Raw genomic sequence first — 20,244 nt, 5'->3', positions numbered from 1 at the left:
TCAATGGTTCTCAATGAAGACAGCATACATCGAATTTACCTTTTATTAAAGTAAATACTCTAAAATTTACTCGCCTTTGTTGAAATCATCCCTAGGCCGAAAAAAGAGCAAAAAAAAAGCCCCAGCAAACAAGTTGCTGGGGCGCCAGAATTTGGCTCGTCACTATAAGTGAAATAAAGGTCTGAAAGATAGAACATCTTAACCTCTGTACCCTACGCAGAGAATAATACGCTATTTATCTCTAAATGGAAAACAGTTTTTTTGAAAAAGTGATAATTGTGTGCGGTAGATCTCAAGTTTTAGATGAAAAAACCAGCGTTGTTTGATCTTATTTTTTCACAAAAGGCATTTAAGCCACTGATTTAGCTAAATAGACCGTATTTTTACTACAGAATTGATCAGTTTTTCAGATTTAATGTTTTTACTCTATTTTGGTGATTGTTCTGGGTTGTATCCATCAGCGAACGATTGTTTAGGCTTATGTGGACTGTCACGCGGATAAAAGGTTTTGCTTATAGAGGCGTTGAAGCATCGAGAATTGAGGGGGAGGATTGCATTTGGTTACGGGGAGCATTGTATGGAGAGTCAAATGCTGTTTCCAGCTCTTGAGGCGGTTGAGCCATCAGGGGATTCGACTGCGTAAGCAACTTCTCGTTATGTTGTTCTTTGCAACGTCGAGTTTAGCGGTGCCTAAAAGTCGCACCAAATATAAAGGCCCATCCGATAATGGATAAGCCTTGTTTGGGTAAAACTCAATGTTAGAAGCTAAAGACTAGAGTTTGAATGCTAGTGGGCTTGATCCCAGTTATCACCAATACCGGCTTCCGCCAGAAGCTCCACGTCCAGATTGGCCGCTTTGGCCATGAGTTCACACACCTTGAGCTTGAGTGCTTCGGCTTTATCGGCATCGACTTCGAACACTAATTCGTCGTGGACTTGCATAATCATGGCGATTTCACCTTGGGTATCGGTTTTTATCCAATCGGCAATGCTGATCATGGCTTTTTTAATGATATCTGCGGCGGTGCCTTGCATTGGGGCGTTAATCGCGGCCCTTTCTGCCGCTTGACGGCGCATTGCATTACGATCGCGAATTTCGGGTAAATACAAACGGCGACCAAATAGCGTAGAGACATAGCCAAGTTCTGCTGCACTGGCTCGTGTTTCTTCCATATACCTTAATACGCCTGGATAGCGGGCGAAGTAAGTGTCGATATAGGTTTGTGCCTCGTTGCGGGGAATATCGAGCTGACGCGCCAATCCAAAGGCGGACATGCCATAGATAAGGCCAAAGTTAACGGCTTTGGCGCGGCGACGCTGCTCCGAGGTGACACTGTCAAAGTCGGTGCCAAATACTTCGGCGGCGGTGGCTCTGTGAATGTCTTTACCTTCGGCGAAGGCTTTGAGTAAGCCTGCATCTTGGGATAAATGCGCCATGATCCTTAGTTCAATCTGTGAATAGTCGGCGGCTAAAATCTTACGCCCTTGAGGCGCAATAAAGGCCTGGCGAATACGGCGGCCTTCCTCGGTGCGGATAGGAATATTTTGTAGATTAGGTTCGCTCGAGGATAAACGCCCCGTTGCGGCGTTGGCCTGATGGTAGCTTGTATGTACCCGACCCGTTTTCGCGTTCACCATTAAGGGGAGCTTGTCGGTGTAAGTACTCTTTAACTTGGTCAGGCTTCTATGTTCAAGGATCACTTTGGGCAGAGGGAAATCCAGTGCCAATTCAACCAGCACTTCTTCCGCAGTAGACGGTGCGCCCTTAGGAGTCTTTTTAATGACCGGATAACCCAGCTTTTCAAAAAACAGTACTTGCAGTTGCTTTGGTGAGCTTAAATTGAATTTTTCACCAGCAATATCATAAGCTTTTGTTTCTAACTCATCGATTTTACGCGCCAGTTCATCACTCTGTTGACCAAGCAACATGCTATCGATAAACACACCTTGGCGCTCAATATCGGACAGTATTTGGATCAGCGGCAGTTCAATATCGGTAAAGACCGAGGCTAATTCGGTTTCTTTTTCGAGCCTTGGCCACAAATGTTGATGAAGACGCAGGGTAATATCGGCATCTTCCGCCGCATAGGGCGCTGCTGTTTCGAGTGGAATTTGGTTGAAGGTCAGCTGTTTAGCGCCTTTACCCGCGATATCTTCAAAGGCGATATTTTTATGGCCTAGGTATTTAAGCGCCAGCCCATCCATATCATGGCGTGAGGCGACCGAGTTAAACACATAGGATTCGAGCATAGTGTCGAATACCACGCCTTGGAGTTTTATGCCGGCATTGGCCAATACGCTGATATCATATTTCAGGTTTTGACCGACTTTTTTGATCTTGGCGTCTTCGAGTATCGGGCGCAGCTTTTCGAGTGCAATCTGTTTATCTAATTGTTGAGGCGCGCCAACATAATCGTGTGTTAGAGGTAGATAAGCGGCTTTACCTGCTTCAACAGCAAAGGACAGGCCAACCAATTCCGCAACCATATAGTCGAGGCTGGTGGTCTCGGTATCCACGGCCATTAATGGCGCTTGCTTGAGTTTGGCAATCCACTCATCGAGTTGAGCTTCGGTCAGAATCGTATCATATTGGGTTTCAATCGTGACGCTGGGCGTTGATTCTTCTTGGATTTCTGCCGTTTCGACTTTTGCTGTGGCTGTCGTTGGTGCCTTATTATCTAAGACTTCGGCAAGCCAGCGTTTAAATTCCATCTCGCCGTAGCACTTGATCAGTTCGTCTCTATCTGCGGGTTTGGCGGTAAGTTCGTGCCAATCCTGTTCGAGCTCAACATCGGTTTTAATGGTGGCAAGCTCATAGGACAGTTTTAGCATGTCGGCATTGTCAATGATTTTCGCCGCCATGGTTTTTGCGCCCCTAAAGCCTAATTCGGTGACTTTTTCGGGCTCTGCAAGCAAATTGGCGACACTGCCTGCCCCTGTGAGCATGGCTAATGCGGTTTTTTCGCCTACACCGGGTAAACCGGGAATGTTATCTGCCTTATCGCCCATCAATGCCAAGAAATCGATAATTCTGTCTGGGCCAACACCATATTTAGCCGCAACCTCTTCAGGGCCCATAATGGTATCTGTCATGGTGTTGATCAGCGTGATATTTTCATCAACCAGCTGCGCCATGTCTTTATCGCCAGTGCTGATAAGTACGGCGCGGTTTTCGCGGCTCGCTTGGCGAGCGATAGTGCCGATAACATCGTCCGCCTCAACACCCGGAATGGAGATTAAGGGCAATCCCAAGGCGCGGATAATACGGTGCAGGGGTTCTATTTGTGAGCGCAGGTCATCCGGCATAGGTGGACGATGCGCTTTGTATTCTTCATATAAGTCATTACGGAAGGTTTTGCCCTTAGCATCAAACACCACTGCAATATGGCTAGGTTGATAACGGCTTAATAAGCTGCGGAGCATATTCACTACGCCATAAACAGCACCAGTAGCTTCGCCCTTTGAGTTTGTCAGGTGAGGAGGCGCATAATAGGCGCGGTATAAATAAGAAGATCCATCCACAAGGACAAGTGGGTTATTGGCTATGGTAGGCATAAGTAATTTTCGTTTATCGATGACTTAGATGGCGGTAAGCATGCCACAGATACGGTATTTCAGCCACGGCAAATTGACTCTCAGCCTGTGGATAACTCTGTGAGTGAAAAAGTCAACTGTGAATAATGGCGATGTGTACGGCTTGGTGCGATATTTTTAAGTTGTTGATTTTTATATTTTTAAAATATTTATGTGAGTTCAATACTGTTTCTTGAAAAATCTTCCTGATTTGTGGATTTCTTCTTGACTCCGTAAAATACCTAAAAGCTGGCTTAAATTTCACCGACCCTTAGATTCGACGAACTAAGTTAGCACGATTTTTAAGCAGATCAACCATTTTGTTTACAGTTTGTTAAAACCAAATGACATAAGAAGGATATTTATAATGAAAAAAATCGCAGTATTGCTCAGTGGGTGCGGTGTTTTCGATGGAACAGAGATCCATGAATCGGTTTTAACGTTATTATCTCTGTCGAAAGCGGGGGCTCAATATCAATGTTTTGCTCCTGATATCAATCAGATGCATGTTGTTAATCACTTCACTGGCGAAGTAGACAAGACAGCGACACGCAATGTGCTGGTTGAATCGGCACGTATCGCCCGTGGCGAAGTAAAAGCAACCACCGAACTTGATATTACCGATTTCGATGCACTGGTTATCCCTGGCGGGTTTGGGGCGGCGAAAAATCTGTGTAACTTCGCCACTAATGGCAGTGACTGTGAAGTGAACCCACTCGTGACTGATTTTATTAATGAATTTATTCTGGCGAAAAAGCCCGTCGGCTTTATTTGTATCGCGCCTATGTTGATCCCGCGCTTATACGGACACGGCGCTAAGGGCACTATCGGTAATGATGTGGATACGGTAGCAGCCTTTAATCTGATGGGCGGCCATCATCAGGCGGCGACTGTGCATGATATCGTGGTAGATGAGGCGAATAAGATTGTCAGCACGCCCGCTTATATGCTGGCGGGGAACATTGCCGAGGCGCACTCTGGAATCGAGAAACTGGTCGCTAAGGTACTAGAACTGGCCAAGTAACTGCACCTAAACGCGGCAGGGTAGGCCTTAAGGCTTACCCTGATTTTTAATCGAGCGTGGAAGCAATCGCGGTGGATTAGCGACTGGCTTTACTGCGACTATCGAACCAGCCCTGGGCGAGACCTATCAGTAATCCGCCAATATGGGCGCCATTCGCCACTGACACTCCTAAGAAATCTGTAAAGCCTAACACGAGCCAAATCAACATAAAACCCATGTAGGAGGGCGGTAAACCTATCCCTGCCGCGGGTTTGCGGATCCCCATGACCCAAGTGTAACCGGCGACTGCATACACTACGCCCGACAGACCACCAAAGTTGGGGCCGCTAACATAGTATTGGACGACATTGGGTAAAGTACCTGCGACCAGTAGCAGGATTAACAGCGGGGCTGTGCCTATGCGGGTCTCGATTTTGCCTCCCAAATACCACCACCAGAGTAAGTTGAAGATGATATGCATGGCCGAAAAGTGCATTAGGCTTGGGGTAAACACGCGCCAGAATTGACTAAAACCAGTGTCAGGCACTGCACCGAAAAAGGAGAGCGCATGGTAAACAGGGCTGGCGAAGCCTAAATTCATCGCGGCATAAATCAGTACACAGAGGCCGAAGATGATAAGAGTGACTGGGCCTGCACCTGTGATAAATTGCGCAAAAAGCTGTAAAGAAGGGGCGCCATAGTCGAGCTTAGTATGAGTATCGCCATGCTCCCACGAGGCTTGTAAGTATTTGTTATCGTAAGGGTGAGCGATAAAATGGGCGAACTCTTTTCGGGCTTGCTCGGCATCTTGATCGCGGATAACTAGAATAGCGACTCCCTGCGGCAATGGCTGAATTTGGCAGTCTATCTGTTCACCTTTGAGGTAATCGACAAAGGCCTGCGCGGCTCTGCTGTTGGGGAGTCTGCCAATCTCTATCATGCATTGGCCTCATGCCAAGCGCTAAAGCCTCCATCTAGGCTATAGACATCATCAAAGCCTTGTTCACACAGGTATTGCGCGGCATTTTGGCTGCTGATGCCATGGTAGCAAACCACCACTAAAGGACTGTCCATATCCGCTTGGCCAATAAAGTGCGCCAGATTCTCGTTATTCAAATTAAATGCGCCATCAATGTGGCCGTTGTTAAAGCTGTGACCATCGCGAATATCGACGATTTGCACTGACTTTGACTCGGTCATTTGCACTAATTGATTCACGCTGAGGTGTTTAAAGGAAGACATAATAAAACCTGAAATAACTAAAAAGGGATAAGCGATGGGATAAGTGTGCAACATGGGGCTGCATGTGTACAGCCCCGTGATTGGCATAGCTAAGAGAATTAATCCCAGCTGAGGATGACTTTACCGGATTGGCCCGAGCCCATAGCGTCGAAGCCTTTTTGGAAATCATCAATCTTGTAGTGGTGCGTGATGATAGGTGAAATGTCTAAGCCAGATTGGATCAAGCTTGCCATCTTGTACCAGGTTTCGAACATTTCACGGCCGTAAATGCCTTTGATGACCAGACCCTTGAAGATCACTTTGCTCCAATCAATCGCCATTTCGCCACCCGGGATACCGAGCATCGCGATTTTGCCACCGTGGTTCATGGTATCTAACATGGCGTGGAAGGCAGAAGGTACGCCTGACATTTCCAGACCCACATCAAACCCTTCGGTCATGCCGAGTTCTTTCATCACGTCTTTCAGACTTTCCTGAGCCACGTTAACGGCGCGAGTGGCGCCCATTTTACGAGCCAGCTCTAAACGGTATTCGTTAACGTCGGTGATAACTACATGGCGAGCACCAACGTGGCGGCATACGGCCGCAGCCATAATACCGATAGGGCCTGCGCCAGTGATTAACACGTCTTCGCCCACTAAGTCGAATGACAGAGCTGTGTGTACTGCGTTACCGAATGGGTCGAAGATAGATGCTAAATCATCGCTGATATCATCAGGAATTTTGAAGGCGTTAAAGGCTGGGATCACTAAGTATTCGGCAAATGAACCTTCACGGTTTACACCCACACCGGAGGTGTTACGGCATAAATGGGTGCGACCCGCGCGGCAGTTACGGCAATGGCCGCAGGTGATATGGCCTTCACCAGAAACGCGGTCACCAATTTTAAAGCCACGCACTTCTTGACCGATATCAACCACTTCACCCACGTACTCGTGACCTACCACCATAGGCACAGGAATGGTTTTTTGTGACCATTCGTCCCAGTTGTAGATGTGCATATCGGTGCCACAAATGGCGGTCTTTTTAATCTTGATCAGCAGATCGTTGTGGCCCATTTCAGGCTTAGGCGCATCGACTAACCAAATGCCTTTTTCGGCTTTTAACTTGCTTAGTGCTTTCATTTTGTAGGGTCCTAAATAATCGCCATTTCTTTAGCGATACGGGTAAAGGCTTCAATCGCTTTGTCGAGTTGCTCACGGGTGTGGGCCGCCGACATTTGAGTACGAATACGGGCTTGTCCCTTTGGCACCACAGGGAATGAGAAGCCGATAACGTAAATATGTTCTGCTAATAAACGGTTAGCGAAATCGCTCGCCAGTTTGGCATCGCCAATCATCACTGGGATAATCGCATGGTCGGCGCCGCCTAAGGTAAAGCCTGCCGCTGACATTTTTTCGCGGAAGTAACGGCTGTTTTCCCATACCGCTTCACGCAGTGCTTGGCCCGATTTGAGCATCTCTAATACATGGATAGAGGCAGTTACAATTGAAGGCGCCAATGAGTTAGAGAATAGGTAAGGGCGAGAGCGTTGACGTAACCAGTCGATGACTTCTTTTTTACCGGAAGTGAAACCGCCCGATGCGCCGCCTAAGGCCTTGCCTAAGGTGCCGGTGATAATATCGACACGGCCCATCACGCCGCAGTGTTCGTGCGAACCACGGCCGTTGAGGCCAACAAAGCCCACGGCATGTGAGTCATCAACCATCACTAATGCGCCGTATTTATCGGCTAAATCACACACGCCTTGTAGGTTGGCGATGACGCCGTCCATTGAGAATACGCCGTCGGTGGCGATCAGAATATTACGTGCGCCCGCTGCTTTTGCGGCGATCAATTGCGTCTCTAAATCCGCCATATCGTTGTTGGCGTAACGGAAACGCTTAGCCTTACATAAACGCACGCCATCGATGATAGAGGCATGGTTTAGGGCGTCGGAGATAATCGCATCTTCGGCATCTAACAGGGTTTCAAACAGACCTGCGTTGGCGTCGAAGCAAGAAGAATACAGAATCGTGTCTTCCATGCCGAGGAACTCACTCAGACTGGCTTCCAGTTGTTTGTGGATGTCTTGGGTTCCACAAATAAAACGGACCGACGCCATACCAAAGCCGTGGCTGTCTAAGCCTTGCTGTGCGGCTTTGATCAGTTCTGGGTGGTTAGCTAGGCCTAAGTAGTTGTTGGCGCAAAAGTTAACAACTTCTTGGTGATTAACTTGAATGGCAGTCTGTTGCGGTGAGGCAATAACACGCTCGCTTTTATATAAACCTTCGGCTTTAACATCGGCAAGCTGTTGATTAATCTGTGCGTAGAATGAGGTAGAGGCCACCTGATATCTCCTTAGTTAACTTTATTCTGATTCTGGGAGTTGCGGCATTCTAACGCTAAACCCTATCGGCCTACAGCCTTTTTTTCATGCAGGTTAGCTAGATAAATTAGTTTAGGGCTAAAGGGGTTGTTACATTATAAAAACTAATATGCAACATGGTCGGCCTGTCGGTAGCATCACCGCCGAGGGCATAAATTGAGCCCGCATTTAGCACCTTTAACCTGTTGAGTTTAGTGCTAAATGCGACGGCGCGGGACGGTTAGAGTGAATCTTGGGTCGCTAACTCGTGGTAGTGCTGCTCTAAACGGCTAAAGGTTGCTTGAGAGGTTGGTGTGGCGTAGGCCTTAAAGATCATCAATACCCTCAGCACACCTTCATATAAAATACCTTTAGTGATGGTTGAAGTGCTGGACTGGGTGAGTTGATAACCAATCCAGAAACTCACAATCATCTTAATGGTGTCGGCAAGTTGGGTGATTTTGTCGTTGTCGATATTTAAAAAACCATCCTGCTTGAGTTTATCCAGCACGTGGCTCGAGCGCGTTAATACTTGCTGCTGCGCCTGCAGATAACGGCTTTTTAATTCTTCATCGCGGGCGAGAATATCGGCCAGATTGGCGTACATAAAACGGAATTGCCACAGGGTATAAAACATCGCGTCGAAATAGCCGATCAATTGTTCCACATTGACTTGCTCGCCTTCATAGGGCTGGAATCCCGATTCGAGGTGCGCCTCGTAGAGACTGAAGATAGATCGAATAATGTCTTCCTTATTACGGAAGTGATAATAAAGATTCCCGGGACTCATATTCAGGTGAGCGGCAATATGATTGGTGGTGATATTTCGTTCGCCGTGCTCATTGAATAGCTCAAGGCTGGCATAGATGATTTTGTCGCGGGTTTTCATATGTTTTCCAAGTGGCTAGTGAACGCTACAAATTGATTAAAGAAGGCTAACCAACGACCGCTACACTGCTGGTAAATTATCCCTAATTTAAAATCGTATGGATTTATCCCAATGAACAAAATTCAATACGATTAATATCCCAAACAATCTCAAGAGGCTGAAACTCGTATCTTGAGGTCGCTTGGGGATATTATGCTAACATTGCCGCTATTCATCAGGCAAAAACTCATAAGCACGATTTTTATGAATCGATTTTTTTACAGTGTGCTGCTTTATCTATTATCCCCTCTGCTCATTGTCTATTTGGCGTTCCGTGCCATCAAAAGCCCTGATTACCGTGGCCGCTGGGGCGAACGTTTCGGACTAACGCGACTGGCGCATACGGATTTGCTGATCCACTCGGTTTCCATGGGCGAGACGCTGGCGGCGATTCCGTTAATCCGCCAGATCCAACAGACGCATCCACAGCTTAAGATTACGGTTACAACCTCAAGCCCGACGGGGTCTGCTGAGGTGCGTAAAGCCTTTGGTGATCAAGTACAGCATTGCTATTTGCCCTTCGATTTGCCTTGGTGCGTGAACCGCTTTCTGCGTCAGTTATCCCCCAAATGGTGCATCATTATGGAGACCGAGCTGTGGCCGAATCTCGTGGCGCTGGCGGCCAAGCGCGGCGTGCGCTTGATGCTCGCTAATGCCAGGTTGTCGGCCAAATCGGCGGCGCAATATGCCAAGCGTCCACACTTGAGTCGTCCCATGTTGCAACGTTTAGATGTGGTTGCGGTGCAGACCCAAGCCGAAGCGCAGCGGTTTATCGACCTTGGCGTGCCTGCTGATAAAGTCACAGTCTGCGGCAGTTTGAAGTTTGATTTAACTATCACCCCTGAACGATTAACCCTAGCGCGAGAGCTAAGGCAGACTTGGGGGAAAGAGACTGCGCCCGTGTGGGTAGCGGGGAGTGTTCACCCCGGGGAGTTTGATGCCATGCTGAGCGCCCATAAGCAGCTGCTCGCTAAATGGCCTGAGGCGTTATTGGTGATTGCACCGCGTCATCCCGAGCAGTTTGCGGCGGTGGCCGACGTCGTCGCCAACCAAGGTTTTGAATTTGTACGCCGCAGTGATGCTCAAGCGATAACCGCCACAACGCAGGTGCTGGTGGGCGATACCATGGGTGAGTTGTTAACCTTCTATGGCGCTGCCGATCAAGCCTTTGTGGGTGGTACCTTAATTGAAAACGGTGGCCATAATCCCTTAGAACCCGTGGCCATGGGCGTGCCTGTGATGGTTGGGCCAAACCATTGGGACTTTGCCCAAATTACTCAAATGTTGGCAGATGCGGGTGGCTTGCGAATTGTGAACTCAGGCCAAGCGCTGGGGGATAATTTAATTCAGTATTTTGAGCTGCCTGCATTACGCCAACAAGCCGCTGAGGCAGGCCTTGCCGTGGTCGAAGCGAATCGTGGTGCCTTGCAGCGTCAGTTTGCTCTCGCCGAATCGTTACTCGCGCGCCAAACAGCTTAACGCCGTTTAGGTTATTAGGCTTTGGGGATCACTGAGTGATAGCCCGCGAGCAGCGCCGCCCAGTCGGCGGGCGTAAAGGTAAGCGATGGCTGTTTACCTTGCTCTTTATTGAAGGAGCGTAGCAGCCTATCAAGGTTCGCCTTCTGCCATTGGGCATTGGGTGTTTTGATTTCACCCCTATCAAAATCAATCAGATAGAAACGTTCTTGTACGCCATCAGTTTGCTGTGGTTGCCATAAAATATTCTTCGCGTTTAAGTCGGCATGGTAAACACCGCGGCGATGAAATTGGGCAATGGTGGCGCCTAGTGCTTGCCACTGCTCAGGAGTCATGGCGCCTTTGGTTAACTTGGCGACCAAGTCTTCGGCGCCATCTACCCGCTCGATAATAATGTTGGCACGGTAAAACAAACCATCGCGCAGGATATTGGCGGCAATAGGTTTAGGCACCGCAAATTGCTCGCGGTAAAGTAGGTCGAGCAGCCTTAATTCCCCCATGGCACGGGTGTTTTCAAGCCCAGTATAGAAGTAGGCATCCTTACTGAATTTCTCCATCAGACCGCCGCGCCAGTAATGTCGCAATACCCAATGGCGCTCGTTAAAGGCCACAAACCAAGTGGTGTAACGTCCCTTGGATGATCCCACAACCGCGGCTTTTTCACGCCAGAAATCCACCGAAAACCAAGCCGGAGTAATGTCTTCAGGCGTATCTTGGCAAAGTGCCATATAGCCATCAGCGGTATTTATGATTTTGATTTGTGCGTTCATGGGAGATTTGTTGACTTAAGCGTGGCACCTGCGGCCATTCTACATTAAGATCCTTAGCTTGCGCCAAATAACCTTAAGAGCTATTCGCTTGAGTTTAAATCCCAACACCATGAATTCTCTCTGCCTGCTTAGGCTATCGGCTATCGGTGACGTCTGTCATGCCGTGGCTATGGTGCAGGCGATTCAACGCCAATATCCCCAGATCCAAATCACTTGGGTGATAGGCAAACTCGAATACCAACTATTAAAGCACTTGCCTGGTATTGAGTTTGTGATTTTCGATAAATCCCAGGGCTGGCGCAGTTATTTCAACTTGCATAAAGCCTTGAAAGGCCGCCGCTTCGATGTCTTGTTGCACATGCAAGTCGCGCTACGTGCGACCTTAGCCTCCCTCGCGATTTCGGCAAAGGTTCGGGTCGGATTCGACCGTGCCCGCGCCAAAGAAGGTCAATGGCTGGTCACCAATCATAGGGTTGAACCTTTAGCAGAGCCCCATGTGCTGGATGGCTTTATGGGATTCGCTAAGGCGATAGGCGTTAGCGATATCACCCCGAGTTGGAATATTCCAGTCCCTCAAGCGGATACTGAATTTGCCCAGCGGCAGATTGCCGATGGCGAGAAGGTATTAGTGATTTGTGCGGCCGCCAGTAAAGCCGAGCGTAATTGGTTGCCCGAGCGTTATGCCGCCGTGGCGCAACATGCGGTGAATAAGGGCTATAGAGTCATTCTCTGCGGTGGCCCAACGGCACTTGAAAAGACATTGGCCGAAGATATCGCCAATGCGGGCTCTGCCAAACTCGACAACTTAGTCGGTAAAACCAGTTTGACTCAATTGCTGGCTCTGCTGAAACGCGCCAGCCTAGTGTTAGCACCCGATACGGGCCCAGCACATATGGCGGTCACGCAAGGGACGCCAGTTATAGGTTTATATGCCCATTCCAACCCAGGTCGCACCGGGCCTTACCTATCGCAGCAATATGTGGTGAGCGCCTATCAAGAGGCCATCGCCTCACAGCAAAGCGGTGAGGTGAAATGGGGCACCCGTGCCAAGGGCGAGCACCTTATGGCGCTAATTAGTGTCGAAGCCGTGATAGAAAAATTTGAGTTGGTTGTGAGTGACACCCAAACCTCAGCATAACGGTATTTGGATATAGGTTAATTATGGCAGTGCAAAAGGCCCCTAAGTTATTGTTTATACCCGTCTCATCGGCCGAGGGTATCGGTGAGTATATGCGTTCGATGATTATTGCCGATGAGGTTAAGCGCAATTGGCCGCATGCTGATATTAAGTTTATTTTGAGTAAACATGCACCTTATGCTGCACAGTGTCCTTATAACGCAGTGTTACTTGATGATACGCCGACGAAACAAATCAAAGCAGTGAATCAAATCATCACTGAATATTTGCCAGATATAGTGATCTTTGATGCATCGGGTCGTAAATCGCAATTAGCTCATGCACATAAACTCGGCGCAAAAGTGGTGTTCATTAGTCAGCATAAGCGCAAACGTAGCCGCGGCATGAAAATCGGCCGCGCATTGGTTACAGACTGCCACTGGGTGGTGCAACCTGAGTTTGTTATTGGTCCGATAAGTGGATTAGAGCGCTTAAAGCTTAAGCTGATCAATAAACCCATTCCGTTGAATATTGGTCCTGTATTCACTCAGCCTGATGAAGTTTGCCAAGCCGGATTACTGGCACAATATCAACTGACAAAAAATGAGTTTGTATTATTTAATGCTGGCTCTGGTGGTCACAAAGTGAATGGTGAATTAGCCGCCGATATTTTTGCTTACGCTGCTTATGAAAGCTATAAAGCCTCAGGAATCGAGAGTGTCATGGTTTTTGGCCCGAATTACCCCAATCCTTTGCCTGAACTAGAGGGGGTTGTTGTGATCCCGCAATTGAATAATCAGCAATTTATCAATTTATTAGCCGCATCTAAGGCCGCCGTATTGAGCGGTGGTGATACTTTATTGCAAGCAATAGCGCTGCACAAGCCGACATTAGCGGTTCCAGTATCCAAGGATCAACCGCCAAGGATTGCAGCATGTGTGGCTCAAGAATTGGTATTGAGTTGTGAAACTGCATTGGAACCAATGAAAAATGCCCTTGTAACACTGTTGTCTGAAGAGCAAATGCTGCATCTGTGCACTAAATTGGCATTAAGCGAACAGTTAAATGGATTGGATATGGCGATCAAACAGTTAAGACTATGGCTCAAATAGCCGCTTAAAGAGTGGTAGTTTACTTATTGCATTCAAATATTTGGGGTAGTCATATGGTACAGGTTAGTGAAACAGCATCGAATTATGATGAGTTTAAAGTAGACATTACGACATTTGATGAGCCGAGAAAACCAGGCATCAGTGCGATTTTACGCATAAAGAATGGTGCCGAATTTTTGAGATCCAGTATTGAGACTCATATTCCTTATTATGATGAAATTATAGCCTGTTATAATGATTGCACAGATAATACGGCTGAAATATTACATGAATTAAAAGAGAAGTACCCTGAAAAAATAAAGGTTTTTGAATATTTACCTAAAGTGCATCCCATTTTTTCTGATGCTCACAATAGCTGCGCAACTGATAATGTCCATAGTTTAGCAAATTTTTATAATTATACTCTTTCAAAAACTAGTTACAGTATGGCTACAAAGTTAGATGATGATCATATTGCTATTGACCGAAATTTAATTCCGGTAATAACAGCGATTAGACGCGATATGTTATTAGGTATTAAGAAGATATATACATTTTCCGGAGTCAATTTAGCATTCGATACGAATGAGAAATTAGGGGTTTATAAAAGGGAACCTCTTGTTGGTACTGGGGACCATATGTACTTCCCTGTTTCTTCAAGAGTTTATTTCTCACAAGAAAAAGATGTTGAGGCATTTAGATTTGTTGGAAAAAAAATTGAGAAAAAATATATAGGTATTATGTATTTTCATCTAAAGTACTTGAAAAATGGTTATGGATTTTTAAATTTATCGCAAGAAAAACGTGATGAAGTTATTAGGCAGCATGTTTCAAATACAGATGTTGTTAGTTTAGATGACTTTATTAGCGAGGATTCTATAAAGAATCTACGAAAATATCATAACTTTATTGAGTATTGGTTACGAACACGAAAAACATTCAATGCTATCATTTACATATTATTCAAAAGGAATCCACCATTAAGAATTGCCCGCTTGCATCGACTTTATCAGGATTTAAATGGTATTGATTTGGATGAATGTATTATTAAGCGTTTGAGGAAATTCTAATTTATGGTTGTTTTTTGTGCGGAGATGTTATGAGTGACAACACTGTTTCACTGGTTATCACGAGTTGTAATCGTTTTGACTTACTACAAAGCCTATTATTCACTTCTGAATATATTTTTCAGTGTGATGAGGGCGATTGGGAGTGTTATCGTACAGAATTTTTTGATAATTCGCTTAAAGTATCAAATAATGCATAAAAATGACTTACTTCTCGGTGTGTATTGGCATCGTTTTTACTTTAAATCTAGGTTTAAGGCATTTAGCCGATTACCAGTTGATTGCACCAATTGCTCAATATTTGAGCGAAGGTGGTACAGGCAATAAATACTATGAATTAGGATTTAAAGCAGCAATTTTCCCTGACGGGAGTGTTAGGCATATAGGTTATCATCGAGGTATTCGTTATAATCCTAATATAGCTGAATGGCGTAAAGATTTTTATGTCGCATTTAGAAAATTTAAATCTAAAATACATAAAATAATAAAAGCTTAATTTGATAACCAGAGTAGTTTTTCTAGCTCTGGTTTTGTTGTTGATAAGTATTATTGTTTATTAATTAAATCTATCCAATCTTTCCTCCACTTTTCTTTGCTACATGGATGAGTGATAGAGTTTAAACCATTTTCTGCAAGCTTTTTGCAGAAATCAAAATCATTTAGTGCAGTATAAAGTGCCTGTTCCATTTCTTGTGAATTAGGCATAACTAACAGACCATTATATCCATTAATAATGAGATTAGATAGTCCGCCGATATTAGAACTGATCACCATACAACCTGCAGCCATAGCCTCAATCATTGAGAGAGATGTGCCTTCAGAACCTAAAGTCGGAATTATAGCTATGTGATGTTCTTTATGTATTTTGAAACTTTCAGATGGGCCATATTTAGCTATTTTAACATTAGAATGACTAGAAAATAATGATTCTAAGTATGGTTTTAGAGGGCCATCACCTGCAAAATTGACTTCTATTCTATGTTGATTTGATAGTTTGCTTATAATTGGAGCAATCAATGCTATCCCACGGTAGTCAACAAAGCGGCGAGCAATAATTATTTTAATTACACGGTCATCACTCCATTTTTTTTCAAAATCAGACAGATTAACTTTTTCGGCATAGAAATTATATATGACTTTTACATTCATGCTGCCAACATTAAACCAAGTACGATACCAATTTATAAAATTATGATCTACGCACACTAATGTTGAATTCATTTTTATATAAGATAGATATTTACATTGATTTAATAGCGAAGATAAAAATTGAATAACGGTATTTTTATTTTTTCTTGGTTTATCCCAAGAGATACCATGTTGAATAGCTATTTGTTTATAACCTTTCAAATTGACTGAATATGAGTCTGTTGCATAAATTATAATATCAGTATTCTTGCTTGCATTTTTTTTAACCCATTTTGCAAGAGCATACTTTTTTAAATTACCACGAAAGTATCCTGTATTTATACCATGAACATTCATATGTTCATTTTTTATAGAAAAAGATTCTTTTGCGGGTTGAACTAGATGGCAAATCCACCCATTTTGAGATAAAATTTCAGCTAAACTAATAATATAATTTTCTATACCGCCTATAGTTGTTAATGCCCCTTCAGAATTATACATAGAGCGATAAATTATATAAATATTTGACATTATTTTACCTGATAGTGAAGTTTGATAATATTAAGTATTCTTTGGCACGCTTGACCATCGCCATAAGGATTGACCGCATCACCAAAAGCTTTTTGGTTTTTTATCAAAATATTAACTTCAGACACTATTTTCTCAACATCAGTTCCTACAAGTCTAACCGTTCCAGCAGCAACAGCTTCAGGTCTTTCGGTTTTATCACGTAAAACAAGCACTGGTTTCTTTAAGGATGGCGCTTCTTCCTGTATTCCACCTGAATCAGTGAGAATAATATCAGCTCGATCCATTAATGTTACAAAAGATTGATAATCCAAAGGATCAATAAGATGGAAATTATCTAACCTTCCTAAGTGTTTGAAAACTGGTTCTTGAACTTTAGGGTTTAAATGTACTGGATAAACTAATTTCCAATCTTTGTTTTCTAGTGCTATTTTTTTTAGTGCGGTGCAAATATTTTCAAAACCAACACCAAAATTCTCTCTACGATGCCCTGTAATTAAAATTACTTTTTTTCCATCTAATATTTTTAGCAAGTTTTTTAATGTATGAGTATGCGGGAAATCGTCTTTTTTTGTTATAGAAAGTGTTTGAAATAACGCATCAATTACAGTGTTTCCTGTAACATGAATATTTTCAGGAAGATAACCTTCATTTCTAAGGTTTTCGGCAGAGGAAGTTGTGGGAGCAAAATGTAACGTCGATAATACAGCTGTCAATTTTCGATTTGCTTCTTCTGGCCAAGGCGATTTTATATCACCTGTACGTAAACCTGCTTCAACGTGTCCGACGTCCACTTTTTGATAAAATGCTGCCAAAGCAGCTGAAAATGAAGTTGTAGTGTCACCATGAACTAAAACCAGCTGAGGTTGAAATTCTTTGATCACCTTCCCGACGCCCTCAACAATTGCGCCTGTTAACCACTCTAGGGTTTGATTTGGTTTCATAAGATCCAAATCGTAATCTGGGGTCAATTTGAAGATGCTTAATACTTGGTCAAGCATATGACGATGCTGAGCGGTAACACAAGTCTTAACTTCTAGGCTAGCCTCTGCTGCTAAACGTTTCGCAAGAGGACACATTTTTATAGCTTCGGGTCTAGTACCAAATACAAGAAGAATTTTCACAAGAGCTTACCCTCTGACTGTTTTAAGGTCCGTAGTACTGTAAGTACTAAATATGAACAATGTGTGGCTTGAGTAGTTATATAGACAGAGAACTGTGACATGTAACTATAGTTCATTATATTATAAAGTTTGATAAAAATTTTTCTATATTGAATTGTAAATAATTGTCGAAAGCACTGCATTTTTAAGTTGCTTTCCAGTAAGGTTTGTTTGAAAAAATTTACACGGTGATGCATTAGTGTTACATTGTTGTGCCAGAGCGGACGGCATTGTGAATAATATAAACTTAAATTAATATGAATGAGCAATTTTAAATGAGATTAAGCAAGTTTAGAAGTTTATTTTTTCTTTATTTTAGTCTTTTTTTAGTATTGGTAATATATCAAATTTCTAATTATTTTAGTTATAAAGAATATTTCTATGGTAGCTATGATGCAAATGCTTTAATTATAGACTCATTGCGTTTTAATATATTGACTGTTAGTTATGTAATGTTCTTGCCTATATTGATTATATTTATTCCAGGTGTTGGAAAGGTAGTTTGTAAGCTTAAATCCTTTGGATTGTTGTTAGGATTGATTTTGTTATTTTTTTCTGTTGTCTCTCTTTGCGGGGATTATATCTATTTTGGTGTGGTTAATAGGCATGCTTTTAATGATATTCCATTGTTGATGAGTGAGAAATCATTTGTTTTTCCATTTCTATTTAATGAGCATTTTGATGTTTTGCTATTAGTTTTTCTAGTGTTTTTATTCATTGTTTTTTTGTATGTGAATAGAAAAAAGTTTTTTTATACAAAAAGAAATGCTAAATCTACTCTATCTCAGGTTTTAATTTATATTGTATTGATTCCTTCTCTATTATTATGTCTCCGAGGATTTAATATACATGGTAAGGCACTTGGAATAATTGATGCCTATAATAGTCAAAATGAGCGACATGCGAATTTGGTTTTAAATGGCCTGTATACGGGGGCAAAGGGCACATTACAAAGTGTTACTCGTTCAGATTATCACTATTTCTCTGATAAGGAAGTTGGAGAGCGTTTTAATCGTCCAGAAACTGATGTATATAATTATCCATTCTTGACTCGATTTCCTGAAAATACTAATAATGGTCGTAATTTGGTCATCATTTTGGTTGAAGCATTAAGCTATGAATATATTGATGGCTTGTCAGGCTCTAACTACAAAGTCACACCATTTCTCGATGAACTGTCAAAAAAATCAGAAGTTTATGATAATTTTTATGCAGTTGCTCAACGAAGTAATTTAGGCGTTCAGGCCAGTCTTTTTGGTATTCCTCCTTTGGAAAGCGTAGGTTATATAGGTGGTGGATTAGAGCTATCAAGATTAACAAAAATTGGAAGTATTGCTCAGTCTCATGGCTATCAAACTCATATGTTACAAAGTTCCAAACGAGATTCAATACGTTTAGATTCAATCGCAAACTATGCTGGTTTTCAGCAATATTTAGGGAAGAGCGATATACCTGTTATACGTAAAGATTATCCTAATCCTGAAGGTGCTCAGTTTGGTTGGGATTATGAGATGCTAATGAAAACACTTGAACTTGCGAATAAAAGTAATAAACCTTTTATCAGTTTTTCATTTACTGGTACGACTCATATGCCCTATGTAGAGACACCTAAACATCTGCAAGTTTATCCATATGGGCAGGATACATTTACCGATTTTCTTAATACGATCCGCTATACCGATGATGCACTTAAATCATTCTTTTCCGAGGCAGAAAAGCAACCATGGTTTAATAATACTACCTTTATGATTTTAGCTGACCATACATTATTTAATACTAAGAATCCAAGTTTAAAAAGTGCATTTCATATCCCTTTATGGATTTATCGTCCAGGGCAAAACATTACTCCGAAGCGACATACCATGTTGGCGAGTCAATTAGATATCTTACCAACTGCATTTGATTTGCTGGGATTTAATGATGAGTTTTCATCGGTTGGAAGATCGCTTTACCGGGAACGTAAACCTTATAGTATCGTGGTAAAGGGAGAGCTAGCTGGAGCGTTCACTAACGACGGTGGTTTTTTGATCATCGGTGATAAGCTCTTAGTGGATGGTGAAAATGAGAACTTCACCGAAAAGCAAGCCTCAAAATATGTTGACCAATTGAAACTCGAATTGCAGTTAGCGCAGCAGGCATTGCTTAACAATACCTGGGCTAAATAATGATTGGAGTAAATTGTATTGCCTATTCAATTCACTCAAGTGGCTAAAACGAGTAGACTGGCGGCAATGATTTTTGGGTATCTATCTGAGTCGAGTCAGCAAAGTGCATACAAGAGCTATTTATCCTGGGACTTTCGATCCCATTACCAATGGTCATGCCGATTTGATTGAGCGTGCGGCTAAGTTGTTTAAGCATGTGATTATTGGCATTGCGGCTAATCCATCTAAGCAGCCAAGATTTACTCTTGAGGAGCGCGTTGAGCTAGTAAACCGCGTCACGGCCCATTTGGATAATGTGGAAGTGGTTGGGTTTTCGGGCCTGCTGGTGGATTTTGCCAAGGAACAGCGTGCGAGCGTGCTAGTGCGTGGTTTGCGTGCGGTTTCCGACTTTGAGTATGAATTCCAATTGGCCAACATGAATCGCAGATTAAGCCCTGATCTCGAGAGCGTGTTTTTAACACCGGCCGAAGAAAACTCCTTTATTTCTTCCACCTTAGTGAAGGAAGTTGCGCTGCATGGCGGCGATGTGAGTCAATTTGTACACCCTGAGGTGGCAAGCGCGTTGACCGCTAAGCTTAACCTCGCAAAAGCCTGATAAGGCTGAGTATTTCCATAAAACCTTTGAGGCATCTGGCCTCGCGATGAT

17 protein-coding genes are annotated in these 20,244 nt (G+C 43.6%); 8 read left to right on the top strand and 9 right to left on the bottom strand.

What is annotated here, in order from left to right:
* Positions 1 to 786: 786 nt before the first annotated feature.
* Positions 787 to 3,555, bottom strand: a complete 2,769-nt coding sequence (gene polA, locus EYR25_RS17605; protein ID WP_133181845.1) for a DNA polymerase I — start codon at positions 3,553 to 3,555, stop codon at positions 787 to 789.
* A 385-nt stretch (positions 3,556 to 3,940) separates the two neighbouring features.
* Between polA and elbB the strand changes: the two genes are divergently transcribed.
* Positions 3,941 to 4,597: an isoprenoid biosynthesis glyoxalase ElbB gene (elbB, locus tag EYR25_RS17600; protein WP_133181843.1), complete on the top strand. Its 657-nt coding sequence runs from the start codon at positions 3,941 to 3,943 to the stop codon at positions 4,595 to 4,597.
* 76 nt (positions 4,598 to 4,673) lie between these two features.
* Here elbB and glpG read toward each other — a convergent pair whose 3' ends face one another.
* From glpG to EYR25_RS17575, 5 genes are all read right to left on the bottom strand, one after another.
* On the bottom strand, positions 4,674 to 5,516 hold the full coding sequence (gene glpG / locus EYR25_RS17595) for a rhomboid family intramembrane serine protease GlpG (protein WP_133181841.1): 843 nt from the start codon (positions 5,514 to 5,516) through the stop codon (positions 4,674 to 4,676).
* Positions 5,513 to 5,818, bottom strand: a complete 306-nt coding sequence (glpE, locus tag EYR25_RS17590) for a thiosulfate sulfurtransferase GlpE (protein WP_011624623.1) — start codon at positions 5,816 to 5,818, stop codon at positions 5,513 to 5,515. The genes glpG and glpE overlap by 4 nt, the downstream gene beginning before the upstream one ends.
* A 98-nt stretch (positions 5,819 to 5,916) precedes the next feature.
* Complete coding sequence (gene tdh, locus EYR25_RS17585; RefSeq protein ID WP_011624622.1) at positions 5,917 to 6,942, bottom strand: L-threonine 3-dehydrogenase; 1,026 nt, start codon at positions 6,940 to 6,942, stop codon at positions 5,917 to 5,919.
* An 11-nt stretch (positions 6,943 to 6,953) separates the two neighbouring features.
* Positions 6,954 to 8,147: a glycine C-acetyltransferase gene (locus tag EYR25_RS17580; protein ID WP_011624621.1), complete on the bottom strand. Its 1,194-nt coding sequence runs from the start codon at positions 8,145 to 8,147 to the stop codon at positions 6,954 to 6,956.
* A gap of 259 nt (positions 8,148 to 8,406) precedes the next feature.
* Positions 8,407 to 9,054: a TetR/AcrR family transcriptional regulator gene (locus EYR25_RS17575; protein WP_011624620.1), complete on the bottom strand. Its 648-nt coding sequence runs from the start codon at positions 9,052 to 9,054 to the stop codon at positions 8,407 to 8,409.
* A gap of 243 nt (positions 9,055 to 9,297) precedes the next feature.
* Between EYR25_RS17575 and waaA the strand changes: the two genes are divergently transcribed.
* The gene (gene waaA, locus EYR25_RS17570) at positions 9,298 to 10,572 is read left to right on the top strand and encodes a lipid IV(A) 3-deoxy-D-manno-octulosonic acid transferase (RefSeq protein WP_133181839.1); all 1,275 of its coding nucleotides are present in this window, start codon (positions 9,298 to 9,300) and stop codon (positions 10,570 to 10,572) included.
* Positions 10,573 to 10,586: 14 nt separating this feature from the next.
* Here the strand turns inward: waaA and EYR25_RS17565 are convergent, their stop codons facing one another.
* Positions 10,587 to 11,339 (bottom strand): 3-deoxy-D-manno-octulosonic acid kinase, encoded by a 753-nt coding sequence (locus EYR25_RS17565; RefSeq protein ID WP_133181837.1) that lies wholly within the window; start codon positions 11,337 to 11,339, stop codon positions 10,587 to 10,589.
* An 88-nt stretch (positions 11,340 to 11,427) separates the two neighbouring features.
* On the opposite strand from EYR25_RS17565, the gene EYR25_RS17560 reads away from it, so the two are divergent.
* The 4 genes from EYR25_RS17560 (at position 11,428) to EYR25_RS21430 (ending at position 15,110) form a co-directional block, all read left to right on the top strand.
* Entirely contained in the window at positions 11,428 to 12,477 is a 1,050-nt protein-coding gene (locus EYR25_RS17560; protein ID WP_133181835.1) for a glycosyltransferase family 9 protein, read from the top strand.
* Positions 12,478 to 12,500: 23 nt separating this feature from the next.
* Positions 12,501 to 13,568: a hypothetical protein gene (locus EYR25_RS17555; RefSeq protein WP_133181833.1), complete on the top strand. Its 1,068-nt coding sequence runs from the start codon at positions 12,501 to 12,503 to the stop codon at positions 13,566 to 13,568.
* 53 nt (positions 13,569 to 13,621) lie between these two features.
* Positions 13,622 to 14,617 (top strand): hypothetical protein, encoded by a 996-nt coding sequence (locus tag EYR25_RS17550; RefSeq protein WP_133181831.1) that lies wholly within the window; start codon positions 13,622 to 13,624, stop codon positions 14,615 to 14,617.
* Positions 14,618 to 14,816: 199 nt separating this feature from the next.
* Positions 14,817 to 15,110 (top strand): hypothetical protein, encoded by a 294-nt coding sequence (locus tag EYR25_RS21430; RefSeq protein ID WP_243729908.1) that lies wholly within the window; start codon positions 14,817 to 14,819, stop codon positions 15,108 to 15,110.
* A gap of 50 nt (positions 15,111 to 15,160) precedes the next feature.
* On the opposite strand, the gene EYR25_RS17540 is transcribed toward EYR25_RS21430, so the two are convergent.
* Positions 15,161 to 16,273 carry a glycosyltransferase family 4 protein gene (locus EYR25_RS17540; protein ID WP_133181829.1) on the bottom strand — a complete coding sequence of 371 codons (1,113 nt, stop codon included), beginning with the start codon at positions 16,271 to 16,273 and terminating at the stop codon, positions 15,161 to 15,163.
* Positions 16,273 to 17,394: a non-hydrolyzing UDP-N-acetylglucosamine 2-epimerase gene (gene wecB, locus EYR25_RS17535; protein ID WP_133181827.1), complete on the bottom strand. Its 1,122-nt coding sequence runs from the start codon at positions 17,392 to 17,394 to the stop codon at positions 16,273 to 16,275. The genes EYR25_RS17540 and wecB overlap by 1 nt, the downstream gene beginning before the upstream one ends.
* Before the next feature lie 314 nt (positions 17,395 to 17,708).
* Here wecB and EYR25_RS17530 point away from each other — a divergent pair, with 314 nt between their 5' ends.
* Positions 17,709 to 19,598 (top strand): LTA synthase family protein, encoded by a 1,890-nt coding sequence (locus EYR25_RS17530; RefSeq protein WP_133181825.1) that lies wholly within the window; start codon positions 17,709 to 17,711, stop codon positions 19,596 to 19,598.
* Positions 19,599 to 19,701: 103 nt separating this feature from the next.
* Positions 19,702 to 20,193: a pantetheine-phosphate adenylyltransferase gene (gene coaD / locus EYR25_RS17525; protein WP_011718800.1), complete on the top strand. Its 492-nt coding sequence runs from the start codon at positions 19,702 to 19,704 to the stop codon at positions 20,191 to 20,193.
* Positions 20,194 to 20,244: the final 51 nt, after the last annotated feature.

Origin of the sequence: Shewanella decolorationis (assembly GCF_004354305.1) — a bacterium.
Lineage (GTDB): Bacteria > Pseudomonadota > Gammaproteobacteria > Enterobacterales > Shewanellaceae > Shewanella > Shewanella decolorationis.
This window is presented reverse-complemented; position numbering and strand designations above follow the sequence as displayed.